This window comes from Prosthecobacter sp., assembly GCF_014879935.1.
In the GTDB taxonomy this organism is placed as follows: domain Bacteria; phylum Verrucomicrobiota; class Verrucomicrobiia; order Verrucomicrobiales; family Verrucomicrobiaceae; genus Prosthecobacter.
Map to the genome: position 1 here is coordinate 1 of NZ_JACSRD010000163.1, position 18,730 is coordinate 18,730.

Sequence of the window (18,730 nt, forward strand, 5' to 3'; positions counted from 1 at the left end):
GCCGCGCCGGCCGGACTGCCGATGGAGGCCCCTGGAAGCCCAGTCGGAGGCGGCATTCCGAATCACTCCCGCCTCATCCCGGGCTCGCCTGCTCTGCCGAACATGACCGCTGGCCATTCTCCCGGAATGATGGGTGGCATGGGCAACCCCGCAGGCAGTTCCCTGCTCGGCCGTGAAGTCTCTCCCGCCCCGCTGTCTCCCATGACCCAGCCCCTGGCGGCTGCGAGTGGGCCATCCTTGAGCCTCGGCGGCTCTGGAGACATGCCTGCATCTCCGATTCCAGCCGGACGCAGCATTCCACACCTCCGCGCACCACGAGGCACGAATTTCATCCGCCTGGCTTTCGCCGCAGTGTTTCTCCTCGGATTCCTCGGCCTCGTGGGATTCCTGCTGAAAGACTACCTCCCCGGCGTGATTCCGGGGCTGGCTGCAAACGTTGACACCGAAGAAACCAGCGCGCCAGGGGCCAGCATTCCGGCACTGCCGTCAGCTTCAGCCCCCAAGTCAAACATCACCGAGACGGTCAGTGAAGGAGGTCCCTCCAAATCCACGGCCAGCGTCGTTGCCGAGAGCCAGACCAAACCAATCGTGATTGGATTTGATCCTGCCGAGCCCGCTCCATCGGGCACCCAAATGACCACGACTGCGGAAGCTGCTTCCTCTGATGTCACCGGCTCGTCCAAAACAGCCCTCGTTGCAGCCGTCCCGGTGGATTCGGCCCCCGAAGTCGCCACGCCGGGAGGTTCGCTCCTCGAAGTTCCATCGAAACAGACGATGGCATCCACCTTGGCTGCGCCTCCTGCCGTCGAACCAGGGGCCACCCCTCCTGCTCCGGCCGTCACGGAAGAAGACACACCAGCCGAAGCCAGACCCGCAGTGGATGCGCTGAAGAAATTCCTGTTCGCCACTTCCCTGGCCGACCGTCTCCAGCACACCTTGGGAGCCGAACACATGAAGCCGCTGATGGAGCGCTACTACACACGTTCACCCGACGGCCCCGTGCTGGTGGATCGCATCCAGTTCGTGCGGATGGATCCCAATCCCGAACTCGGATCCGGTAAACACTGCATCTTCAGCCTCGAGAACAAGACGTGGGAGTTTCCCGTCCCGGTCATGCTCGAAGAGCAGCCCGAAGGGTTCAAAGTGGACTGGCTGGCGTTCGTTGAGTTCAAGGACCGTCTGCTGGAAAAATTCTTCCAAGGTTACCAGGAAGGGCCGGCGCGGTTCCACGTCGGCATCATCCGCCAGCACTACTTCGAGGACGATGTCCCGAACATCGACACCAAGGATGCATTCCGTGTGATGCCCGCCCCACCCAATTCCTATCAGGCGTCCGTTTTCATCAACAAAGACACCCAGCTAGCCCAGCAGTTGCGCAACCGCCTCCCCTGGGAGACGCATGTCTGGGCCGTGGTGGAACTTGAGTGGAAAAAGCTCGGCTCGCAACAGTGGGTGGAGCTCAGCGCCGTCCCCCAGATGCACTGGTACTCCCTCCCCATGTCGAAGCCCATCTCCGCACCGCAAAAAGCATCGCAGGAGAACGACATGCCCCCGGGCATTTCCAAAAACGGCAAAGGCAACGCCCGTCCCGCCGGCAGCGCCACCAACAACGGTGCCACCATGCCGCCCACCGGCATCCGGAAATCCACGCCAGATCTGCCGCAAACGATCAGGCGGCCCCTTCCCGCCGGACGTTGACCGGGTTGTCGCTCAGCTTATGAATCGGCTGAACAGATCTTTGCTGGCGGCCAGCCAGCAATATACACGGTCAAAAGCCTACGCTCAGCTCACTTCCAGCCTGCCTGTGCTGTCACCGACTTTCTCCGCAGGCACCCCCAGGCGGTCCAGCATCGAAAGATACAGATTGGTCATGGGCGTCTCACCTGGCAGAACGATCCGCTTGCCCGGGGTCCAGGTGCCTCCTGCACGACCTGCCAGCAAAATGGGCAGATTGTCATGGTTGTGACGGTTGCCATCGCCGATCCCGCCGCCGAAAACGATCATGGAGTTGTCCAGCAGCGTCTGGTCGCCCTCCTTGATCGATTTCATCTTGTCGAGGAAGTAACCAAACTGCCGCAGGTAAAACTGGTCGATCTTGGCGATCTTCTCCAGCTTCTGCGGGTCGCTTTGATGGTGGGAAATCGAGTGATGCGCGTCCGGCACGCCGATCTCCGGAAAGCTGCGGTTGCTGCCATCATGAGCGAGCATGTAAGTGGACAGGCGGGTCGTGTCCGTCTGGAAGGCCAGCACCATCAGGTCGAACATCACCCGGATATGCTCCTCGTACGAGTCGGGAATCCCCTCTGGAATCTTCACATCGGGCATTTGCGCGGTGAATTTCTCAGCACGCTCAATGCGGAGTTCAATGTCACGCACTGACGAAAAGTACTCGTCCAGCTTGCGCCGGTCTCCCGCGTTCACCTTTCCTTGCAGGCTCTTGGCCTCGTCGAGCACGGTGTCCAGGATGCTTTTCTGCATGCGTTGCGCCCGTGCGGCGTCAGCTCCGTTTCCTGCGGTCGATCCCAGTCCAAACAAGCGCTCAAACACCAGCCGCGGGTCCATCTCGGGCGCCATCGGCATCGTTTCGTTCTTCCAGGCCAGATTGAACTGATAAGCACAGGAATAACCGGAATCACACTTCCCCGAGCTGCGCTGCCCGTCGGTGCTGAGCTCCAGCGAAGGCAGGCGTGTGAGATGCCCGATCTTCTGCGCGGCGATCTGATCCACCGAGATGCCCAGATGAATGTCCGAACCGGCCGTCTTCTTCGGCATGCATCCGGTCAGGAAGGTGGCCGTCGCCCGCGCATGATCCCCGCCGCCGTTTCCATGGCTGCGGGCAAAGTCCTGCATCAGTCCCGACACCACCATGAAGTCCTCACGGTGTTTTTCGATCTGCTTCAGCGAGGCGGACAATTGGTAGCTGGCACCTTCGCCAGTCGGCATCCACTGGTCCACGTTGACCCCGTTGGGAATGTACAGCCAGGCCGCGCGAATCGGCTTCACGGCCGGTTTCGTCGCTGCAAACGCTTTGGCCCCAAAGGACTCCAAAAAGGGCAGCGAAATCATCGAACCCAGCCCGCGTAAGACACGGCGGCGGCTGGGCGAATGGGCGGCAAGGGAGGTTTCGCTGAATGGGTTCATTTTCAAAGCTGACTACGATGGGCGAACTGAGAAACTTTCGTGCCAGGAAAGCCCCGCTCTCCCGGCTTCGCAAGAGTTCACCATACACCCGCACTGGATCTGCGAAACCTCACAAAACATCGCTTTTTTTGGCTCGCCGTGGCCATGACGTGGCCAGCCACCCCGCAGCGCCGGCTCACTCATCCCTCACGCCTCTGAGTCCCGGCCCGCCTGCGCCGACGAAGCCGTGGCTGGCACCATTGGCATCGTCGATGACCCAGAAAGCATACAGGGAGCCTTTCGACTGATGGAAGCGCAATTTCACCGCCTTTCCAGTCAGGTCACCAAGGTCAGCGCCATCAGCCCACTCCACCTTCAGCTTCGTTTGATCACCTGAAGCCACTTTGGATCTTCGCAGCACCTTTCCAGCCGCATTGAGCACCTCGACACGCAGCTCGCCGTTCACGTTCACAAAGAGATGCTTGCCCTTGAACTGCACACTGCGCGTCGTCAGCTCACCGGAGCCGTCCATTGAGGCAAAACCATCGCGCCGCAGCGTGGCGAGGCCGATGCTGCCGCCGCAATACATGCCGCGATGACCATTTGACGCGATGCCGGAGTAGGCGCAGTAGGGGAAGACGAGTTGGTCATCGAGCACCACACACACGCCCGTCGTTGTGTGCAGATACGCGCGATCCCAATCACCTTCGCGTCGTGTGGCGGCGATGAAGGCGCGGCGATCGGGACGATCCCAGTGAAAGCCATCGCGGCTGAAGCCGACTTTGAGCTCGGTGATCTTCGTGAACTTGCCGGCATCGCAGACTTTGTTGTCAGGGCCGAGGTGGATCTGAAACATGCCGAGCATCACGCTCTCATACGCGACCGCGCTGAGGCTGTAGAGTTGCGCGGGCTTGCCGATTTGCGGATCAGGCAGGTCAAGGCGGTCGGCATTGGCCCAAAACACCGACTTCGACCAGTCCGCGCCCGCGATGAAGTCGCGCGACTCATGATACCAGCGATTGCGGCCCTGTTTGCTGCCTTGTTTGATGCTGTAAACCCAGCGCTCGCGAAAGGGATTGAAGAAGAACGAGCAGTAATCGCCCGCAGGGCCGGTGAAGACGGGCTGCGTCCACTCGCGGCCATCGGCGGAGGTTTGCAGTTGATGCCCGAGCTTGCCGCGATCGGTCATGAACTTGATGCGCGCGTCCTGCGATGCGAGATCGAGCCACACGCAGTTGTCGCCACCGGCTTCGTTGCCTTTGTCGCGCAGCAGATTGTCCTCGCGGATGCCGAGACTGGGTCGCGTCCAGGTTTTCAGATCGCGACTCGTTGCGAGGGCCAGCGGACCGCGCCAACCGGCGGTGTAGAACATCTTGAAGAGCTTCGCCGACGGATCGTAAAACACGCCGCCGTGGCCGAGGTAGGTCACGGCCTCCTGCGCGCCTTCCGTGCCGCCCGACGAGCCGAGTTCGTGCTTCGTCTCGGCTTTGAAAACGGGATTGCCGCTGAACTTCGTCGCGGTGTGAAACGTGCGCTTCAGCGTGCTGCTCTCGATGAGGAAATCGTCCACGAAGAGCTGACGGCCCACATCGATCGGGATGATCTTCGGCGGATGCTGCAAATACGGCACCGGCATCGGCTCGGCCGAATCCTGATCGTAATGCTCCGGCGGCCACACGTTTGGCAACACGATGCCGTTGTAGAGCTTCTCGCCGTTGTTCGCCGGCCATGGATTCGGCGCTTTTGGTTCGTAGAGGCCGATCTCGCAGCCCTCGCCCATGATGAGCACGACCATCTTCGTGAATCGCAGCCGCTCGCCCGCTTTCGCGGTCTTTTGATACAAACTCACGCGATTGATCTCGCCGGGAAAAAGCTGCACCTCGGGCACATTCACCTTCGTGAAGCCGGCTTTTTGCAGCGCTTCTTCCTGACTTGCAGCTTTGGGACGAATCGTCGGCGTGAGCGCGTAAAGCACGCCCGGCTTCTTCACCTCGACGGCGCACTTCTCGATGCTCGTGCGCAAAAACAGCCGATCACGCACTTCCGCGGGTATTTCGTCGATCACATACTCGCGGTCGGTGAAGAGCTTCTCGCCTGGATTCAGCTTCGCCAGCCCCTTGGGCAGCACGGGCGGCCACTCGATGCGTTTCTGGCCTGCTTGCGGTTCGAACTGGCCCACTGACTCCAGCTTGCCGAACATGATGCGATCCTTCTGCGTGCCTTGGGTGACGCTGAGCCAGATCACGCCCTGATGCTCATGCAGCGTGGGATATTGGAACGAATAAGGCGTGATGAAGCGGTATTTGCGCTCCCAGGTTTTGCAATCGCGTGAGATGTCGATGTTGAAGATGGTGCGGCGGTCGCCGTTGATCACCTCAGCGTCCTGCCAGCCGAGGTAATAGACCTCGCCAAACTTGTCGAAGGTCGGCTTGGAGTTCGAGCCCTTCACAAAGGGCATCTCCGTGCCCACGGTCCATTTTTTGCCATCAGCGCTCGTGGTGAAGTGGTAGTTGCCCTTGTCGTTGCGCACGATGGCCATCCAGGTGCCGTCGGGCAGCCGGTTCACGGCGGATTCGCTGAGTTGCTGGGTCTGCGGCTCGTTGTAATGGCCGATCACTTCAAAGGTGACGAGATCATCGTGCAGCACCGAGAGCGCGTTCTGCCCGACAGGGAAGTTGTTCAGCGCGACGTAGGTCTTGCCATCTAACTTCTTGAACGAATCGAAGATGAACAAGCCCGCGTCCCTGGCTGGACGACGGAGACCCTGCTTCGCCGCGTCGTCGTAGAAAGGCTGCGGCTGCATGTCGAAGGTGCCTGCCGCCGTCTTGAGCTTCGCGCGGAAAATGCGGTTCTCGAAGGCCACACGTCCCAGATCGAAGTCGATATACCACATCTGAGCCTGTCGCTTGCCGGGATCCTGACTGGTGAAATAGCAGCGCAGTGTCTTCGCGTCCTTCTGAAGGATCCGAGGCACGAAGCACTGCCCGAATGGTAATGTCTCGTTTTCAAAAACCTGCTCACTGCGGGCGAAGTCGATGATCTTCTCCACCTCCAGCGTCTTCACGTTCACAATCGACATCGTGACGTAGATGAACGGCCAGGCGGAGCTCTCCCCAGCGCGTTCATCATTCGCCTCCGTGACAACGAAGGCCCGGTCACCGACGCAGACGAACTCCGCATCATGCGTGCCCTTCACCTTCGGCGCGGTGACTTTGACAAGCCGCTGCATGACGATGTCGCCCGCGAGCGCGGGGTCCCAATTGGCGGGGAGGAGGCTTTGAGCGCTGATTGAGCCGCAAAAGAGCGCAGAGATCGCAAGGAGTCGGAGGAGCATGATGAGAGAGAACGAGGTTGGCGCAGACATTTCGCGCCTTGAATGGTGGTGTGGTCTGTTATGCTAACACTTTTCGCCGGGCGGAGCGTGCCGCGCGAAATCCTGCATGCGGAGCCTTTCCGGGAGAAATCGATGCCTCTGGCGTGGAATCGCCGCGCAAGTTGCATGAATCAGGCCGGCCTTGTCTGCCGTGCTTCAGCGATGGCCGGCAAGACATCATTCTGTCATCACCTTCCGCAGCCAGGCCAGCTCTTCCTCGATGTCTTCCGGCTTCATCACCGTCTTGGCGATCTCGCGCTCCAGCAGATCCCGGAATTTCTTTCTCAACCGATGCACCAGCAGGCGCACCGCGCCGGGCGTGGAGCCGAGTTTGACGGCCATCTCGTCATAGGGCGGTTGCGTGTCCTCGCTGGGTGGTGGGAAACGGGGAGGAGTGGGTCTTCATGAGGGCAAAGGAGCAGCGTCGTGAGGAAGGCCGGGGGGAGGGATCGGCGAGTTTATGCGGAGTAATCAAAAAACGCGAGAAACGAATTCCCGCTGTCCCCGCAAGATGACGTCAGCCGCCGTTCTGCTGCTCCGGACAAGATCCGCGCGTGTCTTCACTCTCCTCATCCCTCACGATCCGCCCTCTCTCATGAAATCTCCCGAGACAAACGAAGACACCTCACTTGGAGATTTCATCCGCGCAGCCGTGAAGGATCACGATCAGGGACGGTCCCACGAACAGGATGCGCCGACGGTCATCGAGAACGCACCACGGCGTGGGGCGAGGCTGGGAGTGCTGCCCGGCCATGAGGTGCGGGACTTCATCGCCCGCGGTGGCATGGGCGCGGTGTATCTGGCGCGGCAGCAGGCGCTGGAGCGTGAGGTGGCGGTGAAAGTGATGACGCGGGATGCGGGCTCGGCGGAGATGGCGGAGCGGTTTCGGCGCGAGGCGCTGGTGCTCGGGCGGCTGGCGCATCCAAACATTGTGCCGGTGTATGACATCGGCACCGATGATGAAGGGCAGCTTTTTTATACGATGAAGCTGGTGAAGGGCCGCACGCTCCAGCACATCCTCAATGACCTGCGGACGGAGGACGCGGCGGTGTTGAAGGAACACACGCTGGCCTCGCTGCTCACCGTTTTCCGCAAGGTGTGCGATGCGCTGGCCTTTGCGCACTCGCAGGGGATCATTCATCGCGATTTGAAGCCGGAGAATGTGATGGTGGGCGAGTTCGGTGAGGTGCTCGTCATGGATTGGGGGCTGGCGAAGAAGATCGGCGAAAAGGCGGATGCCGGGGAGCTGTCTCCCTCTTCGATGATGATCCGCAAGGCGGACTTCGGCGGCACGCTTGCCGGCTCGGTGATGGGCACGCCGCAATACATGAGCCCGGAGCAGGCGATGGGACTCGTCGATGAGCTGGATGCGCGCTCGGACATCTTTTCGCTCGGCGGCATTCTTTACGCCATCCTCACGCTGAGACCGCCGGTGGAGGGCACGACGCTGGAGGAGGTGCTGAACAAGGTGCGCACGGGAAACATCGCCTCGCCATCGGCCTATGGAGCCACGGCGGGCGAAGGCAAGGTTCAGGCCAAGGGAACTGTGCTGGAGGCGCGGAAGATCACCCCGCTGCCGCACATCGAAGGCGGCAAGGTGCCTGTGGCGCTCTCCGCCGTGGTGATGAAGGCTCTCGTGCTCGACAAAACGCGGCGCTACCAGACCGTCGCCGCCTTCAGCGCGGACATCGAGGCGTTTCAGGGCGGTTTTGCCACTACTGCGGAGCAGGCAGGGCTGGCGAAGCAGCTCGTGCTGCTCATCCGCCGTCACCGGGGCATCTTCACCACCGCCGCGGCGGCCTGGCTTATCATCACCGCGCTGGCGATGTGGTTCGTCTTCCATCTCCGCGAAAAGGAGCAGCGGGCCATCGCAGGTGAAGAGGCGGCCATCGTGGAAAAGGAAGCCGCGCGGAAGTCGGCTGCCACAGCGAATCTGAACGTCGCCGATGCGGCGTTGCGCGAGGGCAATAGCGCCGCGATGCAGGCGGCGCTCGATGCGGTGCCTGAGGATCTGCGCGATTCTACCTGGGGCTACCTGCTCGACCAGTCGGACACGTCGATCGCCCGCATCCGGTCCAGCGGCACGAATGATATCGAGGGTGTGGCTGCCGATCCCCGGCGTCCGGGTGTCTTTGCCGTGGCGGACAGGCATCGCCATATCACCGTGCTGGAGGTGCGCACCGGTATGCGGCTGCTGGAGTTCAAGGCGGCGTTCAGCGAGACCGATCCCCGCGACCAGTTCCGCCTCGCCTTCTCACCCGATGGGGAGCGTATCGCGGTGGGACGGAGTGGGGCTGGCGAGATCGTCATCCACAGTGCGAAGGACGGACAAAAGCTCGCAGGCTGGCCCGCCCCCGCAGCCAGTTGGCTAAAATTCAGCGCCGATGGCGGACGGCTGCTTCAAAGGACAGCCGGAGCCAAATCACATGTGATGATGTGGGACAGTGCGAAGGGTGATATCCTCTGGAAATATGCTCCAACAAGAGGTGCTGGCTTTGCGGACTTCACCCCGGACGGCCAGCAGGTGGTGACCATCGGCAAGGGGGAAGCGCTGCGGCTGGTCTCAGCTCAAGATGGCACTCTCGTGCGCGACATCGCACCCGGCGTCGAGTCTTCCATGACAGCCCTGTCGCTCGGCGGCTCAGATCTTCTCGCGGTAGCCGATGAAATGCGTGCCATCAAAGTACTGAACTGGCGTGATGGTCGCGTCATCACCCGCTTCCAGTGTGAGGTCTCCGGTCCCCGGATGATCAATGACCTCGTCTGGACGCCGGATGGAACGCAACTCATCACCGCCCTGGAGGGGACCGATGGCCGGCAGATGATCCGCGTGTGGGATGCCCGAACGGGTGCCATGCTCAGATCGCTGCTCGGCGGCAGCCTCGGGGTGCATTGCCTGGATCTGCATCCGCTTTCCGGCGAACTGCTCGTGACAGGGCTTGCCTCACGCGCCTGGAGCCTCACGGGGGCGAGAGCGGCGTGGACACTGCCGCAGGCTGGTATCACCAGCATGGCCTTCTGGGGAGCGGATGATGTGATCCTCGCCTCGCCGCCACCTGGCTCAGTTGTGGCTGTTGCCGCGCAAAAGCTCCTGCCTGACGGGGGATCGAAGCTGCTCTGGAAGCCTGTCAATCTCGGCTATCGGAACCCCATCGTCAGCCCAGACGGCCAGTGGGCTGCCGTGACCTATCCGAGGGGCAAAAGCACCGTCCTGCTGCGTCGAAAGGGCGACGAGATCGATCCCGTCCTCACGCTGAACACTCCCCACCAGGCTGACCATGTCCGATTCAGTCCGACTGGAGCCACCTTGGCAGCCTACAATTTCTCTGAGCTGGAGCTATTCAGCACCGCCACAGGGAAACCCCTGCCGAAGCTGGAACGAGAAGGCATCCGTTATTTCGCCGACCTCACCTGGATCAGCAAAGAGCGGCTCGTCGGACTCGTCATCGCGCATGCCCGGCGGCTGGAGGCCGGTTCTGAGGAATGGGTGGTCCTGTGGGATACCCGCACCGGCAAGATCCTCCAGACCACCAAGCATGACAGTGCACTGAACGTGCTGGCCGCCGCCCCTGATGGCAGCCGCTTTGCCGAGGCCGGTGTGGACAAAAAGGTGCGTATCCGGGATGCGGTCACGCTGGCCGTGCAGCAGGAATTCCGTGCGCACGATGGCCCGCTCACCGCGCTGGCCTGGCATCCCTCGCGGGGCATCCTCGCCACGGCTTCGACGGATCTCAGCATCCGCCTTTGGGATCTCGCCACCGGCCGCCGCCTGGAGGAGCTGCGCGGCCCGACGCGGCCGCCGCATCAGCTTTCCTTCAGCCCCAGCGGCCACCTCATCGGAGCCGCCTCCACGGGTGATCCGACCCCCATCTGGCAGCCGGAATCGCTGAAGGAGACCAACGAGGCGCAGCAGCCGGTGAACAAGTAAATGACCGGGAGAGCAGAAGATGCGTGGCTTGAAAATCGGAGCCGCAGGCTCCTTGGACTGCGTGCAGCCCTGCTGCCGCTTGTCGGAGGCAGCCCTGCTGCCGTCGGCGTCTCGGTAGGTTGGATGGCTGAGGCGCTGTCGCGTGGGCGGAGCCACTGTGTGTTGGAGGAGGTCTCTCGGACTTTGACGCCAGCAGGGCTGGCTGGTGAAAGCGGCAGCAGGGCTGCCGCAGTCCAAGGTGACACTCGCCTCACTTCTCATCCTTCAGCGCCTGCTGCGCTTCGGCGAGGTCTTGGCGGCGGGCGGCGAGCTTGGTGGCGGCAGCGGGGAGCGCTTCATATTTCTTCACCTGGGCTTCCAGAGCCTTGATCAGGGCATTGAGCGGCTCGCGGCGGTAGCCGTGGCCTTTGGGATAGACACGGCGGGCGACGGCGACGCCATCGCGCAGGTGTTTGAGCTGGAGTTCCTCATCACCACGTCGCGCGGCGATGATGGCCAGTCGTGCGAGGGCATGGTCTTCGTTCGGATTGCGGTCGCCGAAGAAGTTGTGGCCCTGGCGGACGGATTCTGTGAGCACTTTTTCCGCTTCGTCGAGCTTGCCGTTGTTCACGAGCTGCATGCCGAAGTTGTCGAGGCAGAGGACGATGTCGGGATGCTCGGGGCCGTGCTGTTTCTGCAAGGCGGCGAGTTCACGGCGATACATGGCCTCGGAGTCGGCGCCGCGTTTCAAGTGCATGAAGACGCAGGCGAGTGTCTTCGGCGCTTCCTTGAGGCGGGTGTCGGTGGGATCACGCTCCCAGATTTTCACGGCGCGCTCGGAGGGTTCGAGGGCTTCTTTGGCCCTGCCGGTCTTCATCAAGGACCAGCCAAGCTCGGAGAGCGCATCGCCGGTGTCAGGATGGTCCGGGCCGAGCACCCGCTCCAGCATGGCGATGCCTTCCTGGGCGAGCGGGATGACGTCTTTGAAGCGTCCGAGTTTTTCCAGGCAACCGGCGTGGTCGATGATGGCATTCGCCAGCACGGCATCGTCGCGGCCCGCAAACTGGGCGCGATACAGCTCCAGGCAGCGGCGGGAATGCTCCTCGGCCTTCACATACTCGTCGATGTCGCTGTAGGCACCGCTGATGGCACCGCGCAGCTCGGCTTCGACCTCGGGCTGATCAGCCAGTTCGTGGCCGATGCGCTCGGCGGTCTGATCCAGCACCTCGCGCATCATCGTGGCGTCACGACCGAGCGCTTTCGACACACCGGCGGAGGCGAGCATGTCCTGAAGGAAGCGGGAGACTTGTTTGCTCTTGCTCAATTCGGCATCCGCCTTCGCCAAGGCATCACGCTCACGCAGAAAGAGCACCGTGGAGGCGATGAGACCCGCCAGCAGCGCGAGAAGCACCGCCGCCGCGCCTGTGACGGCCACGCGATTGCGCCGTGCGAACTGTGTCATCACATACATCGTGCCCGGTGCGTGGGCGAGCACGGGCTGGTGCGCCAGATAGCGCTCCACATCGGCGCAGAGGGCATTGGCGGCGTCGTAGCGGCGGTCGCGCTCTTTTTCGAGCGCCTTCATGATGATCCAGTCGAGATCGCCGCGCAGCAGGCGCATGAACTCGGCAGGTCGTGTTTGCCGCGCTTCAGCGATGGATTGCAGGATGGTGGCCTTCATCGTCCGGATGCGTGTCGATGGCTTCGGCGCGGGTTTTTCGAGAAGCACGCGCATCATGCCCTCACGACCCGCGGCGGCGAGTTCGTTCGGCTCGAACGGCGTGCGGCCGGTGAGCAGCTCGTAGAGCACCACGCCGAGGCTGTAGATGTCCGTGCGCGTGTCCACGTCCTGCGCGCTGGTGATCTGCTCCGGGCTCATGTAGGCGGGCGTGCCGATGAAGCGGTGAATCTGCGTGACGATGGTCAGATCGGTCAGTTTTTCGGCTCCGGTGGCCTTGGCGATGCCAAAGTCGATCACCTTCACCTGCGCGCGGCCTTCGTGCTCGGTGACGAGGATGTTCGCGGGCTTCAGATCGCGGTGGATGATGCCTTTTTGATGCGCGTGCTGCACGGCGCGGCAGACTTCGATGAAAAGCCGCAGGCGCTCCGTGGCGGACAGCTTCCGCTCATCACAGAACTGCGTGATCATGACGCCGCGCACGAGTTCCATGACGAAAAACGGCCTGCCGGACGGGGTCGAGCCGGCATCGAGCACGCGCGCGATGTTGGGGTGATCCATCACCGCCAGCGCCTGGCGCTCCTGCTCGAAGCGGGCGATGACCTCGCGCGTGTCCATGCCGAGCTTGAGGATTTTGAGCGCCACCTGCCGCCTTACCGGTGCCGACTGCTCCGCCAGCCACACCGCTCCGAAACCGCCCTGGCCGAGGCATTCCTTCAAAGTGAAGGCCCCGATCACCATGCCCTCGTGCTCACCCATCGCGGCAGGTGCCTCCACACCGATGGTCGTCGATCCCTGGCTCACGAGCGCGTCGTGATCACGGAGGATGCCGCCGATGTCGAGGGACGAACTCATGGGTCACTCGGTCGTCACCTTCCGCAGCCACGCGAGTTCTTCCTCGATGTCCTCCGGCTTCATCACCGTCTTGGCGATCTCGCGCTCCAGCAGAGCGCGGAACTTTTTTCTCAACCGATGCACCAGCAGGCGCACTGCGCCGGGCGTGGAGCCGAGTTTGACCGCCATCTCATCGTAGGGCGGCTGTGTGTCCTCGCTGCCGAGGTAGGGATCGAGCGTCTCGAACATCTCCAGCCGACCTTCGTCTTCGAAGGCAGCACGCAGCTTCGTTCGCACGCCGTGGATCAAATCGCTGGCCCATGCGTGAAGGTAGATCTTTTCGGGGTCGCGCACATCCTTTGGCTCGTGGCCATAGCGTTCCTCGGCTTCCATCGCGTCGAAGGACAGCACGGCATGGCCGCCGCCACGTTTGAGCGCGTTGTTATGACGACCTTGATTGCTCAGCAGACGAATGAGCAGCGTCAGCAAAAACGAGCGCAGTTTTCCGCGATCCTGCCGTGCGTGCTTGATCGCTTCCTCCGCAATGAGCTGCTGGAAGAACGCCTGGGTGATGTCCTCGGCATCATGCGCACTCCGGCCGCTACGGCGGAGGTAGGCGTAAATGGGGAACCAGTAGTTTTTGCAGATCGCTTCCATCGCCCTGGTCGCCTCCTCTGGCGTGCCTTGCTGCACGGATTGGATAAGTGTCCAGTGAGTGGTGGGAAAGGGGGAAGAATGAGTCTTCATATGTGAAATGATGAAAACAGCCGTCGGATGAGGCGGGTGGAGGTTAGCTAAAAAATCTGAAAATAGCGAGAAACGAAATTCAGGCCTTTGCGCAAGCAAGGAGCGAATCGCCGCCTTGCCTATGAACATCTCGCCTCTGTTTGCCTCTCTATGCCGACTTCTGCCGGTCGGGATTTTGTTGATGGCGGCCGCTGGCCGGGGCCAGGCCTTCCCACCTGCGCCTTACTATACGCTCTACGGCATGGTGCGGGATCAGGTGGGACAGACCATCACCGCCGAGGGGGCGGTCATCGTCTTGCTCAAAGGCGGCGTGGAAGTCGGTCGCACGCCGATCAACTCCGACCTTCAGCTGGACCAGAACTACGAGCTGCGCGTGCGAATCGACCAGAACCGCAGCGGCACCACGTTCTACACCGAGAAGGCCGTCGCGGCGCAGGGTGCCTTCAGTTTGGTCGTGGAGATGAATGGCTCGCTGTTCTATCCCATCGAGGTCGCGGGCAATCTCACGGCGGGCAAAGGCGGCGAGCGTGTGCGGCTGGATCTGAATCTCGGCGAGGACCTTGATCACGATGGCCTGCCGGATGTCTGGGAGCAGTGGCAGCTCTATCAAGCGGGCCACTTCCCCGATGAGAACGGCCACTGGCCGATTCATCTTATCGACAAGAACGGCGACTTCGACCAGGACGGTCTGAGCAACTGGTTCGAATACGTCGCTGGCACGTTTGCCGGAGATGCGACGGAGAAGTTCGAGCTGGCCATCAAAGAGAAGACGGAGGGCAGCGTGCGCTTCGAGTTCTTCGCCATCACCGGCAAGACCTACACCATCGAGCACAGCACGGATCTGAAGACCTGGACGCAGGTGCCTTTTTCCATCGGCACGCCGACGTCTGGAGTGCCGAGCTACAGCGCGACAATCGTCGGCATCCTCAGCGCTTTCACCACACCCGCGCTTGGCAGTGAGAAGGAGTTTTATCGGCTCACGGTGAGGTAGAGAGGCAGAGGTTTGAACCACTAATGGACACTGATGAGCACTAATTTTTCCAAGCCTATGAATTCACTGTTAAGCCCGGCACAGGGGCCTGTTTCTCGCCTCAGGTTTCTGTCATTAGTGCCCATTGGTGTGCATCAGTGGTTCCTTCTTCTCTTCTTGTTTGGCACTGTGGCACAGGCGCAGTGGCAGACCACCACCTACGCACTGAAGGGGGGCTTCAATGCCATTTACCTGCATGGTGATGCCTCCTACACCACGCCGGACACACTGTTTGCTGCCGGGGACGCGCTGAAAATTCTGGAAGTGTGGCGCTGGAACCGAAATCCGACGCAGGTGCAGTTCACCTCTGATCCGCTGATCCCCACGCCGGGCACGCCGGAATGGAGCACTTGGTATCGAGGCAATCCGGGTGCGACCTCGCTGACGGCGCTGACCGGACAGCAGGCCTACCTCATCAAATGCACGGGCGCGGCGGCGGACACCTACAGCGTGCAGATCAAACACCGCCCGCAGCCGCCGGAGAGCACCTGGGTGCGCAATGGGGCGAACCTGCTCGGCTTCCCCACCTTCAAAAATGGCGCGAATCATCCGCTCATGTCAGCCTACTTCGCCACCTTCCCGGCGGCCATCACGGCGAACACGAAGATCTACAAGTATGAGGGTGGCGACCTGGGCGCGACGAACCCACTCCAGGTCTTTTCACCCACCTTCGAGCAGCTCGACCGCAACCAAGCTTACTGGTTTAATGCCGAGGTCGTCGGCAGCTTCTACGCGCCCATCGAGATCGCGCCGACGGTGCCTGGCGGGTTGGAGTTTGGCCGCACGCGCTCCATCATCGCCGTGCGGCTGCGGAACCGCACCAGCGCACCAGTCACGATGACGATGTCATTGGTGAATTCCGCCGCAGCCCCGGCCGGACAGACGGGCGTGACTGGTCCCGTGCCGCTGACCCGGCGCGTCTTCAACACCGGCATCGGCGAATATGAGGAAATCGCCATCACCGGGGCCTTTAATCAGGTCATTGGCCCGCAGTCCTCGCTGGAGCTTGAGTTCGGCATTGATCGCGGCGCGATGAACGGCGGATCGAGTGCCTTTTACGCCTCTCTGCTGAGTTTCCGGGACAGCGGGAATCTGCTGGAGGTCTTCCTGCCCGTCAGCGCGCAGCCGGCCTCGCTGGCGGGATTGTGGGTGGGGGATGTTTCGGTCAATCAGGTCACGAGCACGGTGGCAGGCTCCCCCGGAGCCACGACTCTGCGGCCCTTTCCGCTGCGCTATCTCCTGCACATTGATGATGGCGGCACGGCGCGGCTGCTGAGCCAGGTCTTTATCGGTGTGCTGGAGGCGGCTCCGAATGGCTTCGGCGTCTGCACCCTCGAGACCGCGCTCAAGGACGACAGCAAAGCCTCCGCCACGCGCCTGGTGGCAGCGCACATGCCGCTGGATCTCGCGCTGGCTCCCACCACGGGCGGCGTGGCTCTCGGCAGCACGGCAGAGTGGACGATTGCCATGCCCTTTGACGACAAGGTGAACCCCTTCGTCCACCAGTATCACCCCGATCATAACAACAAGAACGCGCGCCTCCAGCCAGTGGGCAACAAGGTGGAGAGCCACACCGTCACGCGCAAAGTGAGCTTTGAATTCCTCGGCCCCACGCCGCCCGGCAGCAGTGGCTGGGGCACCACCGTGCTTGGCGGGACTTACAGTGAGACGGTCACTGGCCTTCACAAGCAGCCGCTCAGCAGCGCCGGTGTCTTCACCTTCCGCCGCGTCAACGACCTGGGCGGCATCACCCTCACGCCCTAAAACCAACCCATCAGACGGATGGGCCGGATCGGACAGATCACTCAACACAGAACTCTCCAAAACATGAAAACAACACGCCTCCTCCTGGCAGCCCTGCTGCTTCTCCCCTGCCTGGCCCGCGCTCAAAGCCAGGTGCCCGGCCTCATCAGTTACCAGGGCATTGTCACTGACACAGCCGGAGTCCTGGTCGGCAATGCCGCGCCGGTGAACCGGGAGGTCTTCTTCCGCATCTGGGACAGCTCCACCGCCTCTGACGTGGGAAACTTGGTCTATTCTGAGCGTCAGGTCGTCACCATCAGCAAGGGAGAGTTCAGCGTGCTCATCGGCCAGGGGGCCGTGGTCACGGGCACGCCGCTGGGTTACAGCGAGACGGGCAAGGGGCCGCCCACCGTGACGGTCGCCACTGCCTTTGCAGCCAGCGGGCGCTACCTCGGTGTCACCGTGGATGATGGAACGGCGGCGGCGGACGTTGAGATCACCCCGCGCCAGCAGATGGTCTCCACCGCCTTCACCATCCGTGCTAGGCAGGCGGAGGCTCTTACCAGCGGCACCATCACGGGCGGCACCATCACAGGCGCGGTCACGGCCACGGACAGCACCTTTACTGGAGGCGTTTTTAACGCGGGCACCTTCGCCGGCACAGGCTCGGGTCTGACAGCCCTCAATGCCTCGAACATTTCGACTGGAACGCTGGCGGATGCGCGGCTGTCGGGCAATGTTTCCCTGCTGGGCTCCTCGATCGAGTCGGCGGAGATCACCAATGGCACCATCACCACCGCCGATCTGGCGGATGCCTCGGTCACCAAGGCCAAGCTGGGAGCGGATGTCGGCGTTTGGGACAACGCCTCCGGGAATGCCTACCGCAGCACGGGGAATGTCGGCATTGGCTTCTCCACTGCTCCCGCTGCGAAGCTCGAGGTGCGTGGACCCGCTGCCAGCACGTTGTTGAGACTCCAGCCGACGTCAGACAACTGGTTTGTGTCTGAGATGGTGGACTTTGCGGGAACGCAGAGGTTCTATACTGGGATCGCCAAAAATAGCAGTGATTTCGTTTGGGGCACTGGGCCCGGAGATGCGGCGATGGGGGTATCTGGTGCCAAGAAACTGTTTATCAGTGCGATTGGTGTCGCTGGGCAGCCTGTCGAAAGTGTCGGCATCGTCATGCATGGCAACAACGTCGGCATCGGCACCACCAGCCCGGCGTCGAAACTTTCAGTGAATTGCATAACGAATCAGGTCGGTGAAAACAATGCCTCTTTCGCCTCTCCAAACATCGGCACAGGTGTCTGCTTCATCCACTATGGCACCTTGGGCGACGTTTATTTTCGTTCGGCCAACACCAGCACAGGGAAAGTCATCATTCAGGATCAAGGCGGCAATGTCGGCGTCGGCACCACCAGCCCCACGCAGGCGAAGCTGGTGGTGAATGGTTTTGTGAGTCACCAGCCAAATTCGACCGCTTCCAATTTCATTTTGAACTCAGGCCAGACTCCCAACACTGTTGTGACTGCACAAAACAATTCCATCTACACATCTACCACGATCTGGTCGGGCGGCTGGGTTGTCGTGTCTTCGGATGGGCGCATCAAGACCATCACTGGCATTTCCAACAGCCAAAAAGACCTCGACATGCTGCGCGGAATCGAGATCACGGACTACTTTTACAAAGACAAGATCACCAAGGGCGGCGCAGCACAGAAAAAGGTCATCGCTCAGCAGGTGGAGAAAGTGTTTCCCCAGGCTGTCAGCAAGCAGACCGATGTGTTGCCTGACATCTTCCAGACCGGAGACTTCAAGGACGGCTGGGTGACTTTGAAGACCGACCTCAAGAAAGGCGAGCGCGTTCGCCTCACCGACGACAAGACCACCGATGTCTTTGAAGTGCTGGAGGTGAGGCCCGGCAAGTTCCGCACCGCCTTTAAACCCGAGGGCGACAAAGTCTTCGTCTATGGCCGCGAGGTGAAGGACTTCCGCACCGTGGACTACGACGCCATCTCCATGCTCAACGTCTCCGCCACGCAGGAGCTGGCGCGGAAGGTGGAGGCGCTGGAGAAAGCCAATGCCGAGAAAGACACCGCCCTCACCGCGATGACCCAGCGCCTCGCCGCTCTGGAAGCCAGGGACAAAGCCCGCGATGCCAAGCTGGCCGCCATCGAGTCGATGCTCAGCGGTGACAAGCCGGCGGCTTTGCCGGTGTCCCTGAGGAAGAGCGTGGGTGGGGCGGAGTGAGTCTTGTTTTTGGCCTCTGTCATGAAACTGGGAGTTCCAACACCTCAA

Annotated in this window: 9 protein-coding genes and 1 pseudogene; 5 read left to right on the forward strand and 5 right to left on the reverse strand. The window is 61.7% G+C overall.

What is annotated here, in order from left to right; all coding sequences use genetic code 11:
* Positions 1 to 1,698 (forward strand): annotated as a pseudogene (locus IAE77_RS15775) (hypothetical protein); the annotation flags it as partial.
* An 84-nt stretch (positions 1,699 to 1,782) separates the two neighbouring features.
* Here IAE77_RS15775 and IAE77_RS15780 read toward each other — a convergent pair.
* The 3 genes from IAE77_RS15780 to IAE77_RS15790 form a co-directional block, all read right to left on the reverse strand.
* On the reverse strand, positions 1,783 to 3,003 hold the full coding sequence (locus IAE77_RS15780; protein ID WP_294228183.1) for a DUF1552 domain-containing protein: 1,221 nt from the start codon (positions 3,001 to 3,003) through the stop codon (positions 1,783 to 1,785).
* Between the two features lie 313 nt (positions 3,004 to 3,316).
* Positions 3,317 to 6,454 carry an exo-alpha-sialidase gene (locus tag IAE77_RS15785; RefSeq protein WP_294228185.1) on the reverse strand — a complete coding sequence of 1,046 codons (3,138 nt, stop codon included), beginning with the start codon at positions 6,452 to 6,454 and terminating at the stop codon, positions 3,317 to 3,319.
* Between the two features lie 216 nt (positions 6,455 to 6,670).
* Entirely contained in the window at positions 6,671 to 6,835 is a 165-nt protein-coding gene (locus IAE77_RS15790) for a hypothetical protein (protein ID WP_294228187.1), read from the reverse strand.
* A gap of 253 nt (positions 6,836 to 7,088) precedes the next feature.
* Between IAE77_RS15790 and IAE77_RS15795 the strand changes: the two genes are divergently transcribed.
* On the forward strand, positions 7,089 to 10,421 hold the full coding sequence (locus IAE77_RS15795; RefSeq protein ID WP_294228188.1) for a serine/threonine-protein kinase: 3,333 nt from the start codon (positions 7,089 to 7,091) through the stop codon (positions 10,419 to 10,421).
* Between the two features lie 250 nt (positions 10,422 to 10,671).
* Here IAE77_RS15795 and IAE77_RS15800 read toward each other — a convergent pair whose 3' ends face one another.
* Together IAE77_RS15800 and IAE77_RS15805 are read right to left on the reverse strand one after the other, a co-directional pair.
* On the reverse strand, positions 10,672 to 12,933 hold the full coding sequence (locus tag IAE77_RS15800) for a serine/threonine-protein kinase (protein ID WP_294228190.1): 2,262 nt from the start codon (positions 12,931 to 12,933) through the stop codon (positions 10,672 to 10,674).
* A gap of 3 nt (positions 12,934 to 12,936) precedes the next feature.
* A complete protein-coding gene (locus IAE77_RS15805) occupies positions 12,937 to 13,605 on the reverse strand; it encodes a sigma factor (RefSeq protein WP_294228192.1) in 669 nt (222 codons plus the stop codon).
* Between the two features lie 175 nt (positions 13,606 to 13,780).
* Here IAE77_RS15805 and IAE77_RS15810 point away from each other — a divergent pair, with 175 nt between their 5' ends.
* The 3 genes from IAE77_RS15810 (at position 13,781) to IAE77_RS15820 (ending at position 18,682) form a co-directional block, all read left to right on the forward strand.
* Complete coding sequence (locus IAE77_RS15810) at positions 13,781 to 14,650, forward strand: hypothetical protein (RefSeq protein ID WP_294228194.1); 870 nt, start codon at positions 13,781 to 13,783, stop codon at positions 14,648 to 14,650.
* A gap of 156 nt (positions 14,651 to 14,806) precedes the next feature.
* Complete coding sequence (locus IAE77_RS15815) at positions 14,807 to 16,453, forward strand: hypothetical protein (RefSeq protein ID WP_294228196.1); 1,647 nt, start codon at positions 14,807 to 14,809, stop codon at positions 16,451 to 16,453.
* Positions 16,454 to 16,516: 63 nt separating this feature from the next.
* Entirely contained in the window at positions 16,517 to 18,682 is a 2,166-nt protein-coding gene (locus IAE77_RS15820; RefSeq protein WP_294228198.1) for a tail fiber domain-containing protein, read from the forward strand.
* The last annotated feature ends 48 nt before the right edge of the window (positions 18,683 to 18,730 follow it).

What these genes read in the sequence shown, in the direction of transcription:
- IAE77_RS15800 (WP_294228190.1), bottom strand. Translation starts at nt 12,933, where the DNA reads ATGAGTTCGTCCCTCGACATCGGCGGCATCCTCCGTGATCACGACGCG.
- IAE77_RS15810 (WP_294228194.1), top strand. Translation starts at nt 13,781, where the DNA reads ATGAACATCTCGCCTCTGTTTGCCTCTCTATGCCGACTTCTGCCGGTC.
- IAE77_RS15790 (WP_294228187.1), bottom strand. Translation starts at nt 6,835, where the DNA reads ATGGCCGTCAAACTCGGCTCCACGCCCGGCGCGGTGCGCCTGCTGGTG.
- IAE77_RS15785 (WP_294228185.1), bottom strand. Translation starts at nt 6,454, where the DNA reads ATGCTCCTCCGACTCCTTGCGATCTCTGCGCTCTTTTGCGGCTCAATC.
- IAE77_RS15795 (WP_294228188.1), top strand. Translation starts at nt 7,089, where the DNA reads ATGAAATCTCCCGAGACAAACGAAGACACCTCACTTGGAGATTTCATC.
- IAE77_RS15820 (WP_294228198.1), top strand. Translation starts at nt 16,517, where the DNA reads ATGAAAACAACACGCCTCCTCCTGGCAGCCCTGCTGCTTCTCCCCTGC.